At 69.3% G+C, this 17086-nt stretch carries 15 protein-coding genes; 11 read left to right on the top strand and 4 right to left on the bottom strand.

The window, feature by feature from the left end; translation table 11 throughout:
* Positions 1-100 precede the first annotated feature (100 nt).
* Both ACEQZY_RS13560 and tpiA read right to left on the bottom strand, forming a co-directional pair.
* Positions 101-1147 (bottom strand): lysine-2,3-aminomutase-like protein, encoded by a 1047-nt coding sequence (locus ACEQZY_RS13560; RefSeq protein ID WP_370155164.1) that lies wholly within the window; start codon positions 1145-1147, stop codon positions 101-103.
* A gap of 9 nt (positions 1148-1156) precedes the next feature.
* Positions 1157-1912, bottom strand: coding sequence for a triose-phosphate isomerase (tpiA, locus tag ACEQZY_RS13555; protein ID WP_370155162.1), 756 nt, complete (start codon positions 1910-1912; stop codon positions 1157-1159).
* A 194-nt stretch (positions 1913-2106) separates the two neighbouring features.
* Between tpiA and ACEQZY_RS13550 the strand changes: the two genes are divergently transcribed.
* From ACEQZY_RS13550 to ACEQZY_RS13520, 7 genes are all read left to right on the top strand, one after another.
* Positions 2107-4014, top strand: coding sequence for a SurA N-terminal domain-containing protein (locus ACEQZY_RS13550; RefSeq protein ID WP_370155160.1), 1908 nt, complete (start codon positions 2107-2109; stop codon positions 4012-4014).
* 27 nt (positions 4015-4041) lie between these two features.
* A complete protein-coding gene (gene trpE, locus ACEQZY_RS13545; protein ID WP_341705137.1) occupies positions 4042-5562 on the top strand; it encodes an anthranilate synthase component I in 1521 nt (506 codons plus the stop codon).
* A gap of 51 nt (positions 5563-5613) precedes the next feature.
* Complete coding sequence (locus ACEQZY_RS13540; RefSeq protein WP_370155158.1) at positions 5614-6510, top strand: methyltransferase domain-containing protein; 897 nt, start codon at positions 5614-5616, stop codon at positions 6508-6510.
* A gap of 17 nt (positions 6511-6527) precedes the next feature.
* Positions 6528-7250 carry a DNA-3-methyladenine glycosylase I gene (locus ACEQZY_RS13535; protein WP_370155155.1) on the top strand — a complete coding sequence of 241 codons (723 nt, stop codon included), beginning with the start codon at positions 6528-6530 and terminating at the stop codon, positions 7248-7250.
* 44 nt (positions 7251-7294) lie between these two features.
* Complete coding sequence (locus ACEQZY_RS13530; RefSeq protein WP_341705134.1) at positions 7295-8041, top strand: SDR family NAD(P)-dependent oxidoreductase; 747 nt, start codon at positions 7295-7297, stop codon at positions 8039-8041.
* A 4-nt stretch (positions 8042-8045) separates the two neighbouring features.
* Positions 8046-8657 carry a 2-hydroxychromene-2-carboxylate isomerase gene (locus tag ACEQZY_RS13525; protein ID WP_341705133.1) on the top strand — a complete coding sequence of 204 codons (612 nt, stop codon included), beginning with the start codon at positions 8046-8048 and terminating at the stop codon, positions 8655-8657.
* A gap of 94 nt (positions 8658-8751) precedes the next feature.
* The gene (locus ACEQZY_RS13520; protein ID WP_370155152.1) at positions 8752-9630 is read left to right on the top strand and encodes a methyltransferase domain-containing protein; all 879 of its coding nucleotides are present in this window, start codon (positions 8752-8754) and stop codon (positions 9628-9630) included.
* A 37-nt stretch (positions 9631-9667) separates the two neighbouring features.
* Here the strand turns inward: ACEQZY_RS13520 and ACEQZY_RS13515 are convergent, their stop codons facing one another.
* A complete protein-coding gene (locus ACEQZY_RS13515) occupies positions 9668-11020 on the bottom strand; it encodes a divergent polysaccharide deacetylase family protein (RefSeq protein ID WP_370155150.1) in 1353 nt (450 codons plus the stop codon).
* A 158-nt stretch (positions 11021-11178) separates the two neighbouring features.
* Here ACEQZY_RS13515 and ACEQZY_RS13510 point away from each other — a divergent pair, with 158 nt between their 5' ends.
* The 3 genes from ACEQZY_RS13510 to ACEQZY_RS13500 all read left to right on the top strand — a co-directional run bounded on the left by ACEQZY_RS13510 (position 11179) and on the right by ACEQZY_RS13500 (position 13289).
* Positions 11179-11706 (top strand): O-acetyl-ADP-ribose deacetylase, encoded by a 528-nt coding sequence (locus tag ACEQZY_RS13510; protein ID WP_370155148.1) that lies wholly within the window; start codon positions 11179-11181, stop codon positions 11704-11706.
* Between the two features lie 242 nt (positions 11707-11948).
* Positions 11949-12698, top strand: a complete 750-nt coding sequence (gene lexA, locus ACEQZY_RS13505) for a transcriptional repressor LexA (RefSeq protein ID WP_370155146.1) — start codon at positions 11949-11951, stop codon at positions 12696-12698.
* A 117-nt stretch (positions 12699-12815) separates the two neighbouring features.
* A complete protein-coding gene (locus tag ACEQZY_RS13500) occupies positions 12816-13289 on the top strand; it encodes a gamma-glutamylcyclotransferase family protein (protein WP_370155144.1) in 474 nt (157 codons plus the stop codon).
* Positions 13290-13296: 7 nt separating this feature from the next.
* On the opposite strand, the gene ACEQZY_RS13495 is transcribed toward ACEQZY_RS13500, so the two are convergent.
* Positions 13297-15603 (bottom strand): ComEC/Rec2 family competence protein, encoded by a 2307-nt coding sequence (locus tag ACEQZY_RS13495; RefSeq protein WP_370155142.1) that lies wholly within the window; start codon positions 15601-15603, stop codon positions 13297-13299.
* A 59-nt stretch (positions 15604-15662) separates the two neighbouring features.
* On the opposite strand from ACEQZY_RS13495, the gene gltX reads away from it, so the two are divergent.
* Complete coding sequence (gltX, locus tag ACEQZY_RS13490) at positions 15663-17066, top strand: glutamate--tRNA ligase (RefSeq protein WP_370155140.1); 1404 nt, start codon at positions 15663-15665, stop codon at positions 17064-17066.
* Positions 17067-17086 lie beyond the last annotated feature (20 nt).

Genomic DNA, 17086 nt, shown 5'->3' with positions numbered 1-17086 from the left:
TCAGAAACGGTCTCCAGCGGTCAGAAACGGTCACCAACGGTCACCAGTGGGCCGCAGCGGTCAGCAGCGGTCACCAGCGGTCCGCAACGGTCAGAAACGGTCACGACCGGTCGGCAGCGGGATCTGCATACAGGTGCGTGCAGCCCCAGGGGTCGGTGACCTCCCAGCCCTGGCCGTCCGCCCGCGGCGCCGCATAGAGCGGGCCGACCGGCACCTTCCCGTGGCCGCCGGGGATGTCGAGGATGTAGGTCGGCTGCATCAGGCCGGAATGGCGGCCGCGCAGGCTGCGCATCAGCGCCTGGCCGCGGCCGAGGCTGACGCGGAAATGCGCGGTGCCGCGGGCCAGGTCGCCGTGATGCAGGTAATGCGGCTTCACCCGGTTCCGCACCATGGCCCGGAACAGGCCGGCCAGCGCCTCGGGCGTGTCGTTGACGCCGGCCAGCAGCACCGACTGGCCGAGCACCGGGATGCCGGCATCGACCAGGCGGGCGATGGCCTCACGGGCGGGGGCGACGAATTCGCGTTCGTGGTTGGCATGCAGCAGCAGCCACACGGCTTTGTCCCGCCCTTCCGCTCCCCGGCCGCTCTTCAGGGCGTCGATCAGGGCAGGCGAGACACGCTCCGGATCGACCACCGGCACCCGGCTGTGCAGGCGGATCACGCCCAGATGCGGGATCGCCGCCAGCCGCTGCAGCACGGATTTCAGCCGGCGCGGCGAGACGATCAGCGGATCGCCGCCGGTGAGGATCACCTCCCAGACCTCCGGGTGATCCGCGATATAGGCGATGGCGGCATCGAGCTGGCCGGCGGTCAGGCCGCGGCTGCCGGGTCCGACCGTCTCGCGGCGGAAGCAGAAGCGGCAGTAGACGGGGCAGACATTGACCAGCTTGAGCAGCAGCCGGTCGGGATAGCGGTGCACGATGCCGGGCAGCGGGCTGTGGGCCTCGTCGCCGATCGGGTCGGCCGCTTCGTGCGGATGCGTCACCAGTTCGGCGGCATCGGGCAGGAACTGGCGCGCGATGGGATCGGCCGGGTCGGCCGGGTCGATCTGCGCCTGCAGATGGGGCGTCACCGCGACGGCAAACTGCGCGGCCACCTGTTTCAGTGCCGCGATATGCCCGTCCCGGTCCCGCTCCTCGGCGCCCATGGCCCGGCGTTACTGCAGGCCCTTGGCCTGGACGATGGGCCAGAAATCGGCCGCCTTCAGGCTGGCGCCGCCGACTAGGGCGCCATCGACATCGGGCACCGCCATCAGTTCGGCGGCATTGTCCGGCTTGACCGAGCCGCCATAGAGGATGCGGAAGCCGGCGCCGTCGTCGAAGCGGGCCAGCAGGTCGCGGCGGATTTCGGCATGCACCTCGGCCACCTGCGCGGTGGTCGGCGTGCGGCCGGTGCCGATCGCCCAGACCGGCTCGTAGGCGACCACGGTATTGGCGGCGGTGGCACCGTCGGGCAGCGAGCCGCGGATCTGCGCGGTGACGATCTTCAGGGTCTCGCCGGCATCGCGTTCCGCCAGGGTCTCGCCGACGCAGACGATGGCGACCAGCCCGGCACGGTGGGCGGCGGCGGCCTTGGCGCGCACCGTCTCGCTGCCCTCGCCATGGTCGGCGCGGCGTTCGGAATGGCCGGTGATCACATAGGTCGCGCCGGCATCCTTCAGCATCTCGGCGGCGATGTCGCCGGTATGGGCGCCGGCGGCCTTCGCATGGCAGTCCTGCCCGCCCACGCCGACGGCCGTCCCCTTCAGGGCGGCGGCCATGGCGGCAACCAGGGTGGCCGGCGGGCACAGCCCCAGTTCGGCGGCCGGCGCCTGCGCCCGGGCCCGGTCGGCCAGGGCGGTCGCCTCGGCCAGGCTGGCGGCCAGGCCGTTCATTTTCCAGTTGCCGACGATCAGGGGGCGGCGCGCGGCCATGCTGCTGTCTCCTTGCACGAAATCCGCGTCTCTCTAGCAATTTCCGCCACGAAAGGCAAAGCCGGCACCCCCGCGCCGCGGCCGCCGGGTGCCTTGCCGCCCCCGCCCCCCGCCTTTAGTATGCCCGGCCATTCCGCCGGGCGCCCTGCCCGGGCCGGGAAACCTTGTTCCGCTTCACTTTTTTCGGGTGTTTCATGCTGCAGCAGATGCGTTCCGGCGCCGCTTCCTGGATTGCCAAGGGTCTGATGGTCCTCCTCATCCTGAGCTTCGGCGTCTGGGGCATCGCGGATTACGTGTCCGGCTTTGGCGCCGGCGGCGATGTCGCCAAGGTCGGCAACGAGGCGATCACCCAGACCGAGTTCGCCGATGCCTGGCGCCGCGAGCTGGCCGGCCTGCAGCGCCGCTTCGGCGGCAGCTTCTCCTCCGACCAGGCCCTCCAGCTCGGCCTCGACGAGAGCGTGCTGAACCGCCTGGTGGAAGACCGCCTGTACGGTCAGGCCGCAAAGGACCTGCATATCGCCATCGGTGAGGATGACGTGCGCGAGGCGATCATGAATGCGCCCTCCTTCAGGGGCCCGACCGGCCAGTTCGACCGCTTCGCCTTCGAGAATTACCTGCGCAACGAGGGCTATTCCGAAGGCATGCTGATTGCCGTGCTGCGCGGCGAGCTGGCCCGCACCCGCCTGCTCGGCAGCCTGTTCGGCACCATCGCCACGGCGCCCGCGCTGATGACCAACACCATCCTCGGCTACCGGCTGGAACGCCGGCTGGCGGAATATGTGCTGGTCGATGCGACGAAGCTGCCGGACCCGCCGGTGCCGGCCGATGACAAGGTCGAGGAATATTACAAGGCCAATCCGGCCGCCTTCACCGCGCCCGAGCGCCGCGACATCGCCTGGTTCGCCGTCACCCCGGCCGCCCGCGCCGCGCAGATGCAGGTCAGCGATGCCGAACTGCACGAGGAATACGAAGCCAGCAAGCAGGCCTATGTGACGCCGGAGAAGCGCGCAGTCGAGCAGGTGGTGTTCGCCACCGAGGCCGAGGCCAAGGCTGCCTACGAGGCGGTGCAGAAGGGCGAGGATTTCATCGCCATGGCGGCCCGCACCCAGAAGCTGAAGCCGGCCGATGTGCAGCTCGGGCTGCTGACCCGGAACGACCTGCCCGCCGCCATTGCCAATGCGGTCTTTGCCCAGGCGCCGAACACCGTCGGCCAGCCGGTCACCTCGCCGTTCGGCTGGCATCTGGTGCGCGTCACCGCGGTCGAGCCGGGCAGCACCAAGAGCTTCGACGAGGCCCGGGCCGAACTGCGCCAGCAGATCGCCCTGCGCAAGGCGCTCGACGGCATGGTGGCCCTGCGGGCGAAAATCGACGACCAGATCGCCGGCGGCGCCAGCCTGGACGAGATCGCGAAGGCACAGGCGGCCAGCCTGCAGACCGCCGCCGGCCTCGATGCCGGCGGGCTGGACAGGGACGGCAAGCCGGCGGCCGGCCTGCCGCAGAGCCGCGACTTCCTTGCCCAGGCTTTCGACATGCCGGAAGCCGGCGAGCCGGTGATCGTCGACCTGCCGGATGGCGGCATCGCCATCCTCAAGGCCACCGCGGTCATGCCGTCGGCGGTGCGGCCGCTGGCCGAGGTGAAGGCCGACGTGATCGCGGCGCTGCAGACCCGCGCCCGCGCCACGGCTGCGGATGACCGCGCCCGTGCCATCGCCGAAGCCGTGCGCAAGGGCGGCGACCTGGCCAGGGAAGCGGCCGCCATCGGCGCCAGCGTGCGGCTGAGCGCGCCGCTGCTGCGCAGCGGCCAGCCGGCCGAGCGCAACCTCTCGCCAACCGTCGTCTCGTCCCTGTTCGCCGCCAGGGCAGCCGGCGAGATCGTCACCGGACCGGCCGCCAATGCACCGCCCGGCAGTGCCATCGTCGCGCGGCTGTCGGCCATCGAACCGGCCGATCCGGCGGCCGTCGCCAGGCAGAGCGAGGCCACCGGCCAGCAGCTGGCCGGCGGCATGGCCCAGGATCTGGTGCAGCAGTATCGCCGCGTGCTGCAGGCGGAATTCGGGGTCAAGACCGACGCCGCCGCCCGCGCCCGCGCCACCGGACTGTGACCTCCGCATATCGATGATCCCCGCCCGATGAAAGTCACGCCCGACTACGCGACCTTCGCCCAGCGCTACATGGCGGGCGAAGCGCAGGTGCTGTCCACCCAGCTGGTCGCCGACCTGGAAACGCCGGTCTCGGCCTTCCTCAAGCTGGCCGACAGCCGGCCGTGGTCCTGCCTGCTGGAGTCGGTCGAGGGCGGCGCCGTGCGCGGCCGCTATTCGATCATCGGCCTGAAACCCGACCTGCTGTGGCGCTGCCGCGGCAGCCGGGCCGAGATCAACCGCAGCGCCCGTTTCGATCCGGACAGTTTCGAGCCCTGCAGCGAGCCCACCCTGGAATCGCTGCGCCGGCTGCTGGACGAGAACCATATCGACCTGCCGAACAACCTGCCGCCGATGGCGGCCGGCCTGGTCGGCTTCATGGGCTACGACATGGTGCGGCTGATCGAGCCGAAGGTGCCCGACACCAATCCCGACGAACTCGGCTTGCCCGATGGCCTGTTCATGCGGCCGACCGTGATGGCGATCTTCGATTCCGTGCTCGACATGATCACCGTGGTCACGCCGGTGCGGCCGAAGGCCGGCATGGATGCCCGCGCCGCCTATGCCATGGCCAGCGAGCGGCTGGCCGACATCGTTTCCGATCTCGACCGCCCGCTGGGTGCCGTGCGCGACCAGATCGCCGATCTCGATGCCCTGCCCGAACCGGTGTCCAACATGACGCCGGACGAGTACATGGACATGGTGCGGAAGGCCAAGGACTACATCGCCGCCGGCGACATCTTCCAGGTGGTGGTCGGCCAGCGGTTCAGCCTGCCCTTCCGGCTGCCGCCGTTTGCGCTGTACCGCGCGCTGCGCCGCACCAACCCGTCGCCCTTCCTGTTCTTTCTGAACATGGGTGGCCCGTGCCTGATCGGCTCCAGCCCGGAAATCCTCGTGCGGCTGCGCGACGGCACGGTGACCGTGCGGCCGATCGCCGGCACCCGGCGGCGCGGCGCCACCCCGTCCGAGGACGAGGCACTGGCGCAGGACCTGCTGAGCGATCCGAAGGAACTGGCCGAGCATCTAATGCTGCTGGATCTGGGACGCAACGATGTCGGCCGCGTGGCGCAGATCGGCACCGTGAAGGTGACCGAGCGCAACCTGATCGAGCGTTACAGCCACGTGATGCATATCGTGTCCAACGTGGAGGGAAAGATCCGGCCGGAACTCGACGCGCTGGATGCGCTCTGCGCCGGCTTCCCTGCCGGCACTGTGTCTGGCGCGCCCAAGGTGCGGGCGATGGAGATCATCGACGAACTGGAGCCGGTGCGCCGCAGCTTCTATGCCGGGTCGGTCGGCTACTTCTCGGCCAATGGCAGCATGGATACCTGCATCACGCTGCGCACCGCGCTGGTCAAGGACGGCATGATGTATGTGCAGGCCGGCGCCGGCATCGTCGCCGACAGCGATCCGGAATCCGAGCATATCGAGTGCGTGAACAAGGCGAAGGCGCTGATCCGTGCGGCCGAGGAAGCCGAACGCCATGCCAGCCGGGCCGGCCGGGGCCAGTAGGCGGCAACTCTTCCGTTGCTGCCGCAGCCATCCTGCCGCTATGATTCCCGCATGCAGCAGGACCCGTCCGTTGATGCCGCCGAGTGGGAACGCCGCGGCATAGAAGCCGATACCGCCGGCCGCCATGCCGATGCCGAGGCCTGCTTTGCGCGGGCGGTCGCCGGGGATGACAGCCGGTCGATCTCGTGGGTCGGCCTTGCCTTCAGCCAGATCAACCAGAAACGCATGGACGATGCGATTTCCAGCCTGCGGCGCGCGCGCACCAGCCGGCCCGACTGCGGCATCGTCGCCCATCTCCTGAACGCGATGACCGGCGCGACGTCGCAGCATGCGCCGGCGGATTACATTGCCTTCCTGTTCAACAGCTATGCCGGCCATTTCGACACGCATATCGCAGGCCTGCAGTACCAGGGCCCCCGCATGCTGTCGGAACTTGTCGTCCGTGCCGGCTGGAAGGCCGATGCGTCGCGCCAGATCATCGATCTCGGCTGCGGCACCGGCCTGAGCGGCATGCCCCTCCGCGCCTATGCGAAACGGCTGGAAGGCGCCGACATCTCCACCGCGATGCTGCAGCAGGCCAGCCAGCGCGGCATTTACGATCACCTGTGGTGCGGCGATGTGCATGCAGTGCTGCGCCGCCTGCCGCCGCAGAGCTGCGACGCAGTGGTTGCCGCCGACACGCTGGTCTATGTCGGCGAAGCCGCCGAACTGTTCCGCCTGGCCCATGCGGTGCTGAAGCCGGGCGGCGATTTCCTGCTGACGGTGGAAATCTGCGACGACGGTTTCCGGCTGATGCCGTCGGGGCGCTACCAGCACAGCCATGCCTATCTGCTCGGCTGCGCAGACGGATTGCTGGCCGCCGCCGACCATGTCGACGGCCCGATCCGCACCGAGGCCGGCCAGGCCCTGCCCGGACGGGCATGGCGTTTCCACAAAGCCACAGCGTGACCGGAGCCGGCCTGCCGATGCCCACATCTTTCAAGACCATCCGCGCCCGCGCCGAAAAGCGCAAGGGCGGCCCGGCAGCACTGAAGAAACTGCTGCCGCCGCCGCTGGACAACAGGAAGCTGGCGAAGCTGAAGGACGACCGCGTGCTGGCCGAGATGGCCAGACGTGTCTTTTCCGCCGGATTCGTGTGGAGCGTGATCGATAACAAGTGGGACGGTTTCGAGGCGGCCTTTCTCGGCTTCGAGCCGCGCAAGCTGCTGCACAAGCCGGACGAGTTCTGGGAGAAGCTCGCCACCGACAAGCGCATCGTGCGCAACCCGCAGAAAATCCGCAGCGTGCGCGACAATGCCCAGTTCGTTGCCGACATCGCCGCCGAGCATGGCAGCTTCGGGAAATTCCTCGCGGCATGGCCGGCCGACGACCAGCTCGGCCTGCTGGACCTGATGGCGAAACGCGGCAGCCGCCTCGGCGGCAATACCGGGCAGTATCTGCTGCGTTTCCTCGGCCGCGACAGCTGGATAGCCTCGCGCGACCTGGTGCTGTGCCTGCGCGATGCGGGCGTGGATGTCGCCGAGACCCCGACCTCGAAGCGCGACCGGCAGAAGATCCAGCTGCAGGTCAATGCCTGGGCGAAGGAATCCGGCCTGCCGCTGGTTCACATTTCCCGCATCTGCGCCATGTCGATCGGGCCGAACTACGATGCGGAGACCCTGCAGCAGGCGATGGGCGGCGAGGAATAGACACGGCCGCCACGCCTGACCGGGGCGGCGACAGGGAGGACAGGATGGCCGAAAACAGGCTGGGCACCGTCGCCGTGATCGGCGCCGGCGACTATATCGGCGCCGCCATCGCGCGGCGGTTTGCCGCCGGCGGCTATCCCGTCTTTGCCGGGCGGCGCAACGGCGACAAGCTGGCCCCCCTGAAGGCCGAGATCGAGGCCGCGGGCGGTCGCTGCACCGCCATGGCACTGGATGCCCGGCGGGAGGAGGACGTGACCGCCTTCCTTGCCGCGGCCGAGGCGGCCGGGCCGCTGGAAGTCTGCGTCTTCAATGTCGGCGGCAATGTCAGCTTCCCGATCCTCGAGACCACCGAACGGGTGTTCCGCAAGGTCTGGGAGATGGCCTGCCATGCCGGCTTCCTGACCGGGCGCGAGGCGGCGCGCCACATGCTGCCCCGCCGGCGCGGTACCATCCTGTTCACCGGTGCCACCGCCTCCATGCGCGGCGGCAGCGGCTTTGCCGCCTTCGCCGCCGCCAAGGCCGGTCTGCGCGCCCTGGCCCAGTCGATGGCCCGCGAGCTGGGTCCGCAGAATATCCATGTCGCCCACCTGGTCATCGATGCCGGCGTCGACACCGCCTTCGTGCGCGAACGCATCGCGGCCCGCGGCGGCGAGGCTGCCCTGGCCGCCCTGCAGCCGGACCAGCTGATGAACCCGGCCTCGATTGCGGAAACCTACTGGATGCTGCATCACCAGCCGCGCGATGCCTGGACCTTCGAACTCGACCTGCGCCCCTATGGCGAGAAATGGTGACGCCATGACCGCCGTGGAATTCCATTTCGACTTCGGCAGCCCGAATGTCTATCTCTGCCACAAGGTTATCCCGGCCATCGAGCAGCGCACCGGCGCCCGCTTCACCTATGTGCCGGTGCTGCTGGGCGGCATCTTCAAGCTGACGGGCAACCGTTCGCCCATCGAGGCCTATGCCGGCATCCGCAACAAGCTGGATTACATGCAGGTCGAGACCGACCGCTTCATCCGCCGCCACGGCATCACGACGTACCGGTTCAACCCGCATTTCCCGGTCAACACCCTGATGCTGATGCGCGGCGCCGTGGCCGCCGGGATGGAGGGTGTCCTGATACCCTATGTGGAGGCCATGATGCGCTTCATGTGGGAAGACCCCAGGAAGATGGACGACCCGGCGGTGATCGGCGCCGCGCTGGCGGAATCCGGCCTCGATGCACAGCGACTGTTCGCGCTGGCACAGAGCCCGGAGGTGAAGCAGCGCCTGGCCGACAACACGGCTGCTTCGGTGGAACGCGGCAGTTTCGGTGCCCCCACCTTCTTCGTCGGCGACCAGATCTTCTTCGGCAAGGACCGGCTGGACGAGGTCGAGCGGGCCATCCGGGAGGCCGCCGGTCGTTAGGAAAGCATTAAGAGAATCGTTAATAATTATAATATCACAAGTAGCTAAACCCCCAATAAAACACTAGCGTCAGTCCATGCAGCATGACGCTTCCATGACGCCGATGGCGTGGGAACTGCGCGGCATCCAGGCCCACGAGGCAGGACGCCCCGGCGAGGCTGCGGCCTGTTTCGGACAGGCGGTTGCCACCGCCGGCACGGCCCGCAGCTGGCTCGGCCTCGCGCTCAGCCAGATCGATCTCGGCGAGCCGGACAGCGCCATCGCCAGCCTGCGCCAGGCTGCCGCCCTCGCACCGCAATCCGGCGTGGTATCCCATCTGCTGGCTATGCTGACCGGGGAGAATCCCGGCCGCGCCCCCGATGGCTATGTCGCCTGGCTGTTCAACACCTACGCGGCCGGCTTCGACGATCATCTCGCCACCCTGGGCTATCGCGGGCCGGATATGCTGATGGCTCTGGCCAACCGCTTCTGCCAGCCGCAGCACAACCTCGACATCGTCGATCTCGGCTGCGGCACCGGCCTCTGCGGCCTCGCCTTCCGCGATCATGCCCGCCAGCTGGACGGCATCGATCTCTCCTCCGGGATGATCGAGCAGGCCGCCCGCCGCGGCATCTACGACCACCTGCACCAGGGCGACATCCATGCCGTGCTGGCCGCCCTGCCGGCAGCATCCGCCGATCTGCTGCTGGCCGCCGACACCCTGATCTACATCGGCGACCTCGATCCGCTGATCGGCGCGGCCGCCCGCATTCTGCGCCCCGGCGGCAGTTTCCTGTTCACGGTCGAGACCGGCGCTGCCGGCAGCGGCTTCCGCCTCGGCCGCAGCGGCCGCTACACCCATGCCGACGGGTATATCCGCGAGATTGCCGGCGGCCGCCTGCAGGTTGCCGACCAGGCAAATGGAAAAATCCGGGTCGAGGCCGGCGTCTTTACCGAAGGCTGTGCCTGGCGGCTGGTGCGGCCGCAGGCCTGAGGCATCCCCCCGGCAGCATGACCGCGGCTTGCGGCCGTCAGCGTTCCATCTGCTGGCGGCGCAGCAGCACGGTGCTGACCGGCACCAGGCTGAAGCCCCGCGCCTTCGCGCCCGCCACCCATTTTTCCAGCGCGTTCATGGTCGCGGTATGCGGATGGCCGATGGCGATCACGTCGCCGCGCGCCTTCGCGATCCGCTCCATGGCGGCCAGCTCATAGGCGATGCCTGGCGAGCGGTCGTCATCCAGGAAGATGTCGCGGTCGACGGCATCCAGCCCCGCCTTGCGCGCCTGGTCAGACCCCACCGAACCCGGGCCCGACAGGCTGTCGAGCCAGAAGACCTGGTGCTTCTTCAGCTCGTCCATCACCTGCGCCATGCGACCGGCATCGCGGGTGAAGCGGCTGCCCATGTGGTTGTTGACGCCGACATAGCCGTCGAACCGCGCCAGTCCCCAGACCAGCCGGCGCTGCAGCTCGGCGGCATCGAGGCTCATCAGCAGCGCGTTGGGGCCCGGATTGTTGTGCTTCAGGTCCAGCGGCTCCATCGGCAGATGCAGCATCAGTTCGTGGCCGGCCTTGCGGGCGGCCGCACTCTGCTCGGCGAGATCGTTGGCATAGGTCATGAACGACAGCGTGACCGGGCCGGGCAATGCGATGGCGCGCGCGGTGTTGTGCCGGTCGAGCCCGGCATCGTCGATCAGGATGGCCACGAAAGGCGGCTGCGCGCCGGCCGGCGTCGCCACCGCACGGGCGCGCCAGGCCTGCGGCGTGCCACGGTCCGGGGCGGTGTTCTGCGCGGTCGCCGAAGGCGGTGGCGGCGGTGCGGCGGCAAGCTGCGGCGGCGGTTCGGCGGCCGGCGCGGGCGCTGATACAGCGGCCGGTGCAGGGGCCGCCGGCACAGGTGGCAACGGCATGGCCGGCGGCGGAGGCGGAGCCAGTGCCGGCCGGTCGGATTGCGGCTGCGGCACCGGCAGGCGGAAACCGCTGCCGGGAACTGTCTGCAGGGTGGGAGCGGCAGCCGCCACGGCAACGGGGGCCGCGGCAGCAGGAGCCGCGGTCTGCGTCGCTGCCTGCTGCGCCGGCGCCAGCGGGGCCACCGCCGCGACGGCCGTGGCCGGACGCAGCTTCGGCCCGCTGCTGCCCACCGCCATGCCCATGACCACACCGCCGGCCAGCAATGCGGCAGCGGCCGTCATCAGCGGCCAGTTGCTGGCCAGAAAGCCGCGGCTCTTCCCCGCTGCGGGCGGGACGGCCCCAGGCGGCAGCGACGCGGCCGGCAGCGGCGCGGCGGGCGCCGCCTGCGCCTGGGTGGCGCCATAGGCCTGTGCCGCGCTGCGCGCGGAGGCGGCGCGGCGCGGTTTCAGATTCAGCTGCGGCGTCGGATCGCTCATCTCGCCCCGGTTAAACGATGCCCGGCAGGGCGGCAAGGCAGTCGTGCAAAGCCTTGCTGCCATTGTCGTTTCCTGTGGTTAGCGAAGCGTAAAGAGCGCGGCGGCCATGCCGGGCCCGACGAGTCGCCGCCTGGCTGCGGATTCGCTAGGATCGCCCCATGACCACCATCCGCATCGCGGTCGAGACCGGCGACATCACGCGGCTGGCCGTCGACGCCATCGTGAATGCCGCCAATGAAAGCCTGCTGGGCGGCGGCGGCGTCGATGGCGCCATTCACCGCGCCGCCGGCCCGGAACTGCTGGCCGAATGCCGGCTGCTGGGCGGCTGCCCGACCGGCGAGGCACGGATCACCGGCGGTTACCGCCTGCCCGCCCGCCATGTCATCCACACGGTGGGGCCGGTCTGGCGCGGCGGCGGCCATGGCGAGGCCGCACTGCTGGCGGCCTGCTACCGCAACAGCCTCGACCTTGCCCGCCTGCACGGGCTGGACAGCATCGCCTTTCCGGCCATCTCCACCGGCATCTATGGCTATCCGCTGGAAAGCGCCGCCGCGGTGGCAGTCGCGGAAATCCACCGATTCGTTGCCGCCGAGCCGCGGCCCCGGCTGATCCTGCTCAGCTGCTTTTCCTACCGGGCGGAAGCGGTCTGCCGCGCCGCACTCGACAGGATCGGATACCATATCTAGAGGAACACCGGCCAAACACCTCCGATATATTGGGGGTGCAAGGGCGGGCCTGTGGAAAAAATACTTGACCCGTATGCAGAACCTCATTAGAACATAACGTGGATTTCACGTTCATGGCGCCTGCCATGGTGCAGCTGCCGACCCGGTGACCGGTCAGCCCCGAGATTCGGGGCGGCAGCCGGAACACCAGGCCAGGGCAGCGAGCCAGGACATCAGGCCAGGACAGTCGAGGAGGCTATCCGATGTTGACCCGCAAGCAGCATGACCTGCTGATGTATATTCACGAGAAGCTGGAAACCACCGGCGTTTCCCCCTCCTTCGAGGAAATGAAGGAGGCGATGCAGCTCAAGTCCAAGTCGGGCATCCACCGCCTGGTCACCGGGCTGGAGGAGCGCGGCTTCATCCGCCGCCTCGCCCACCGCGCCCGCGCCCTCGAGGTGCTGCGCCTGCCGGACTCGGCGGTGCCGATCCGCGGCGGCATCGGCGGCAGCGGCAGCCCGCCGCGCGCCGCGGCGCCCCGCAACCGCATGATGCCGCGCGCCGTGGAAAGCGGCGGCGACAAGCCGATGCAGGGCACGCCGGTCTCGGTCAATCCCTACAATGCCCGCGACATCGTCACCCTGCCGCTGTATGGCCGCATCGCCGCCGGCACGCCCATCGAGGCTTTGCGCGACATGAGCACGCAGATCGACGTACCGATCGGCCTGCTGGGCAATGGCGAGCATTACGCGCTGGAAGTCGCCGGCGATTCGATGGTCGATGCCGGCATCATGGACGGCGATACCGTCATCATCCAGCGCAGCGAGAATGCCGATAACGGCACCATCGTGGTGGCGCTGGTCGACGAACAGGAAGTGACGCTGAAGCGCCTGCGCCGCAAGGGCAACTCGGTGGCGCTGGAAGCCGCCAATCCGGCCTACGAGACCCGCATCTTCGGCCCCGACCGGGTGAAGATCCAGGGCCGGCTGGTCGGCCTGCTGCGGCGCTACTGATCGACAGCTGCCAATTGACAAGCCGGCATCTGCCGAAATGATGACGGGGCGCAGCGAAACGAAAGCTGCGCCCCGTTTCTTTTTTGGGATGCAGATTCCTTTCCGGATGCAGGATCGATGACCGTCTCCGTCTGGTATTTCGCCTATGGCTCGAACATGAACCCGGCGCGACTGGCCGATGACCGGCTGCTGCCGCGCGGCGTGCGCGTCGAACAGCGCCTGCCGGCCTCCCTGCCCGGCTGGGCGCTGGCCTTCAACAAACCCTGGGCGAAGTTCAACGGCGCCGGCGCCGCCAATATCGTGCCGCGCGAGGGCGGCCTGGTCTGGGGCACCATCAACCTGATGGCGCCGGCCGGCCTCGACGTGCTGGACGAATACGAGGGGGTCGCCACCGGCCAGTATCGCCGCCAGCCGATGACGGTGTTCGGCGCCGATGGCCGGCCGGTCGAGACCATCACCTACATTGCCGAGAATGTCGCCGCGCAGGATCTGCTGCCGCATCGCGAGTATCTGGCGCATCTGCTGGCCGGACGCGACCTGCTGCCGGCCGGCTATGTCGCCATGCTGGAACGCCAGCCCTGCCACGGCTGAACCAACGTCATTCCCCCTGGCGTTCGGGTGCCTCGCCGCCCCAGAGCGGCCGCACCCAGGGCCGCCGGCCACGGGTTTCCGCCACGGTGACCATGCGGATGCCGGTCTCGCGGTCGAGATACAGCAGATGCGCGCCGGCGCGGCGCAGGTCGTTGCGGTCGATCACCACCCGCGCCGCCGGACAGCGGTAGCGCACCGGCATCTGCAGCGCGATCACCGCATCGGCATGGCGGCAGTCTTCGGCAATCGCCTGCGGCCGGACCGGCAGCGCGACCAGAAATCCCTCATGCCGCCAGGTGCAGCCATCCGCATCGCAGCGCAGGCTGCCATCGGCGCCGCTGCGGCCCTCGCGGTCGCTGCGACGCAGGGCCGGCCATGGATAGAGCGGCGGTCCCCCGAGGTGCTGCCACCAGATCTCGCCGGTGAAGCTGCGCGGCGGGATGGTGCCGCTGATATACACATGGCGGCCGTCGCTGCCGCGCGCCGCCGTCATGCGGCCATCGCCGCCGACCAGCAGATCGGGCAGCGGCACCAGCCACGGCGACAGGCTGCCGAACGCGAGGCCAGCCAGCCCGAGCCAGCGCCAGCCACGCCGCCACAGGCACAGCCACAACCCGCCGGCAGCAATGGCCGCGATCCCCCAGACCGGCATGGCCGGCACATAGCCCACCGCACCGGGCCAGCCGGCCACCCAGTCGGCGAGCATCACCAGCAGATCGACACCCCAGACCATCGGCACCAGCGCCAGATGCTCCAGCCCCAGCGGCAGCAGCAGCATGGCGAGAATGCCCAGCGGCATGATCCAGAAGCTGACCAGCGGCGTCGCCAGCAGGTTGGCGACCAGCGCATAGTCGGCGACGCGGTTGAAGTGATAGGCAGCAAAGAAGGACGAGCCGAGCCCGGCCACGAAGCTTGCCGCCATGGTGCCTGCAGCCCACAGCAGGGCCAGCCGCAGCGGCGCGCCATCGGCGGCCGCACGCCACTGCGTCAGCCTCGGCCCCCAGACCTCGAATGCCGCGACCAGCGCGGTGACGGCAGCAAACGACATCTGGAAGCCCGGATCGAGCAGGCTTTCCGGCCACAGCACCAGCAGCAGCAAGGCCGCCCAGGCCACGCTGCGCAGGGTGATGGCACGGCGGTCCAGCATCACCGCCAGCAGCGCCAGCGCGACCATGATCAGCGCCCGCAGGGTCGGCAGGCCTGCACCCGACAGCAGCGTATAGGCCGCAGCCCCGAGCAGCGCGGCAGCCGCGGCCCATTTCTTGATCGGGTAATGCAGTGCCAGATGCGGCGACAGCGCCAGCAATGCGCGCACCAGGAAGAACAGCAGGCCGGCCACCAGCGTCAGATGCAGGCCGGAGATCGACAGGATATGGGCCAGTCCGGAATCGCGGAACGCCTGGTCGGTGGCTTCCGGAATCGGCCCGCGCTCGCCGGTCAGCAGCGCGACGGCAATTGCGCCGCCCGGCCCTTCGGCGTTTTCCGCCAGCCGCCGCGACAGCGTCTGCCGCAGGCTGCCCAGTGCCAGTCGCGCCTCGTCCCGCCAGTCATTCGCCGCCGCGGACTGGCCGGGCAGGATTTCCGGCGCGGCGATGGCATAGCCGACCGCGCCGATCTGGCGGAACCAGGCGATGCGGGCAAAGTCATAGGCGCCCGGCAGGGCCGGTTCCGGTGGCGGCGACAGCCGTGCGCGCAGGCGGATACGCTGGCCCGGCCACAGGGTGTCGCCCTCGCGGCGCAGGCTGACGCGCAGCCGCAGCGGTGTTTCCAGTTCGCTCAGGCCGGCGATGGCCAGCTGGTCGAGCAGGATGCGGTAACCGGCATCGCGCGGCTCGGCCTCCAGTACCCGGCCCTCGATCCACACCGCGCCCGTATGCCGCTGCAGCGCCGGCGCGGCCACTGCGGCACTGCGCTCGGCCGCCAGCCAGGGCCCCGCCAGCAAGGCCAGCAGCGCGACCAGCGGCAGCCGCAGGATGGCGAAGGGTGGCAGCTGCAGCCAGTGCAGCGCGAACAGGGCGGCCAGCCCGGCGCCCATCGCCAGTCGCAGCGGCATCAGCGCCGGCTCGAAAGGCAGCAGGAAATACCCGGCGATGCCACTGCCCAGCAGAACCGGCAGCCAGAGAAACCAGCGATCCCGCTCGGCCAGCAGCAGGACAGCGAGGTCGGAGGCGCGCAGGGCGGCGACGGCGCCGGCCAGTTGCAGGCCGCGGCCTGCCAGCCTTCCCCACAGACCGCTCAGTCCCGCCGGCCGCGCCATGGCGGCCAGAGTGGCGATGGCCCGCAATGCCGGCAACGGGTACAAATCGGGAAGCACGGTTGCCCGCCTGCCCCCGTATGCTAAAACCCTGCTTCCCAAGCTTTCCGGATCGTCCGATGACCAAAGTCGTTACCCGTTTCGCCCCCTCGCCCACCGGCTACCTGCATATCGGCGGCGCCCGCACGGCGCTGTTCAACTGGCTGTTCGCGCGACACCATGGCGGCACCTTCCTGCTGCGCATCGAGGATACCGACCGCGAACGGTCGACCGAGGATGCCGTGCAGAAGATCTTCCAGGGCCTGCAGTGGCTGGGTCTCGACTGGGATGGCGAGCCGGTGATGCAGTTCGCCCGCATGAAGCGCCATGCCGAGGTGGCACATCGGCTGCTGGCCGAGGGCAAGGCCTATCACTGCTACTGCTCGCCGGAAGAGCTGGAGGAGATGCGCAGCAAGGCGAAGGCCGAAGGCCGGCCGATGCGCTATGACGGCCGCTGGCGCGACCGCGACCCGAAGGATGCGCCAGTCGGCGTGAATCCTGTCGTGCGCTTCAAGGCGCCGCAGACCGGCACGACGGTCATCAGGGACCATGTGCAGGGCGAGGTGACCTTCCAGAACGAGCAGCTCGACGACCTGATCATCCTGCGCTCGGACGGCACGCCGACCTACAATCTCTCCGTCGTAGTCGACGACCACGACATGGGCGTCACCCACATCATCCGCGGCGACGACCACCTGACCAATGCGGCACGGCAGACCCAGCTGTATCTTGCGGCCGGCTTCCCGGTGCCGGACTTCGCGCATATCCCGCTGATCCACGGTCCCGATGGCGCCAAGCTGTCGAAGCGGCATGGCGCGCTCGGCACCGAGGCCTATGCCGATATGGGCTATCTGCCGGCGGCGATGCGCAACTACCTGCTGCGGCTGGGCTGGAGCCATGGCGACGACGAGATCATCTCCACCGAACAGGCGCTGGAGTGGTTCGATCTCGACCATGTCGGCCGCTCGGCCGCGCGCTTCGACTTCGCCAAGCTGAACAGCCTGAACGGCCACTACATCCGCCACAGCAGCGACGACGACCTGCTGGCCGCCGCCCTGCCCTTCATCGCCAGGCATGCCGGCCGCGCGCCGACCGACGCCGAGCGTGCCCAGGTGAAAGCCATCCTGCCGGCCGTGAAGGAACGCGCGAAAGACCTGAACGAACTGGCCGAGGGCCTGCTGTTCCTGTTCGCCACCCGGCCCATCGCGCCCGATGCGGCGGCCCAGAAGCATCTCGACGAGGCCGCGAAGGCACGGCTGAAAAAGCTGTCGGCCGCCCTGTCGGCGCTGAACGACTGGAGCGCGGCGGCAACCGAAGCCGCCGTGCGTGCCCTGGCCGAGGCCGAGCAGGTCAAGCTGGGCCAGCTGGCACAGCCTCTGCGCGCGGCGCTGACCGGCCGCACCGTCTCGCCGCCGATCTTCGATGTGCTGGCGGTGCTGGGTCGCGAAGAGGCGCTGGCACGGCTGAGCGATGCAGCAGGCTGAGACGGCCCGTTTTCAGGAAA

Origin of the sequence: Ferrovibrio sp., assembly GCF_964218355.1 — a bacterium.
In the GTDB taxonomy this organism is placed as follows: domain Bacteria; phylum Pseudomonadota; class Alphaproteobacteria; order Ferrovibrionales; family Ferrovibrionaceae; genus Ferrovibrio.
This window is presented reverse-complemented; position numbering and strand designations above follow the sequence as displayed.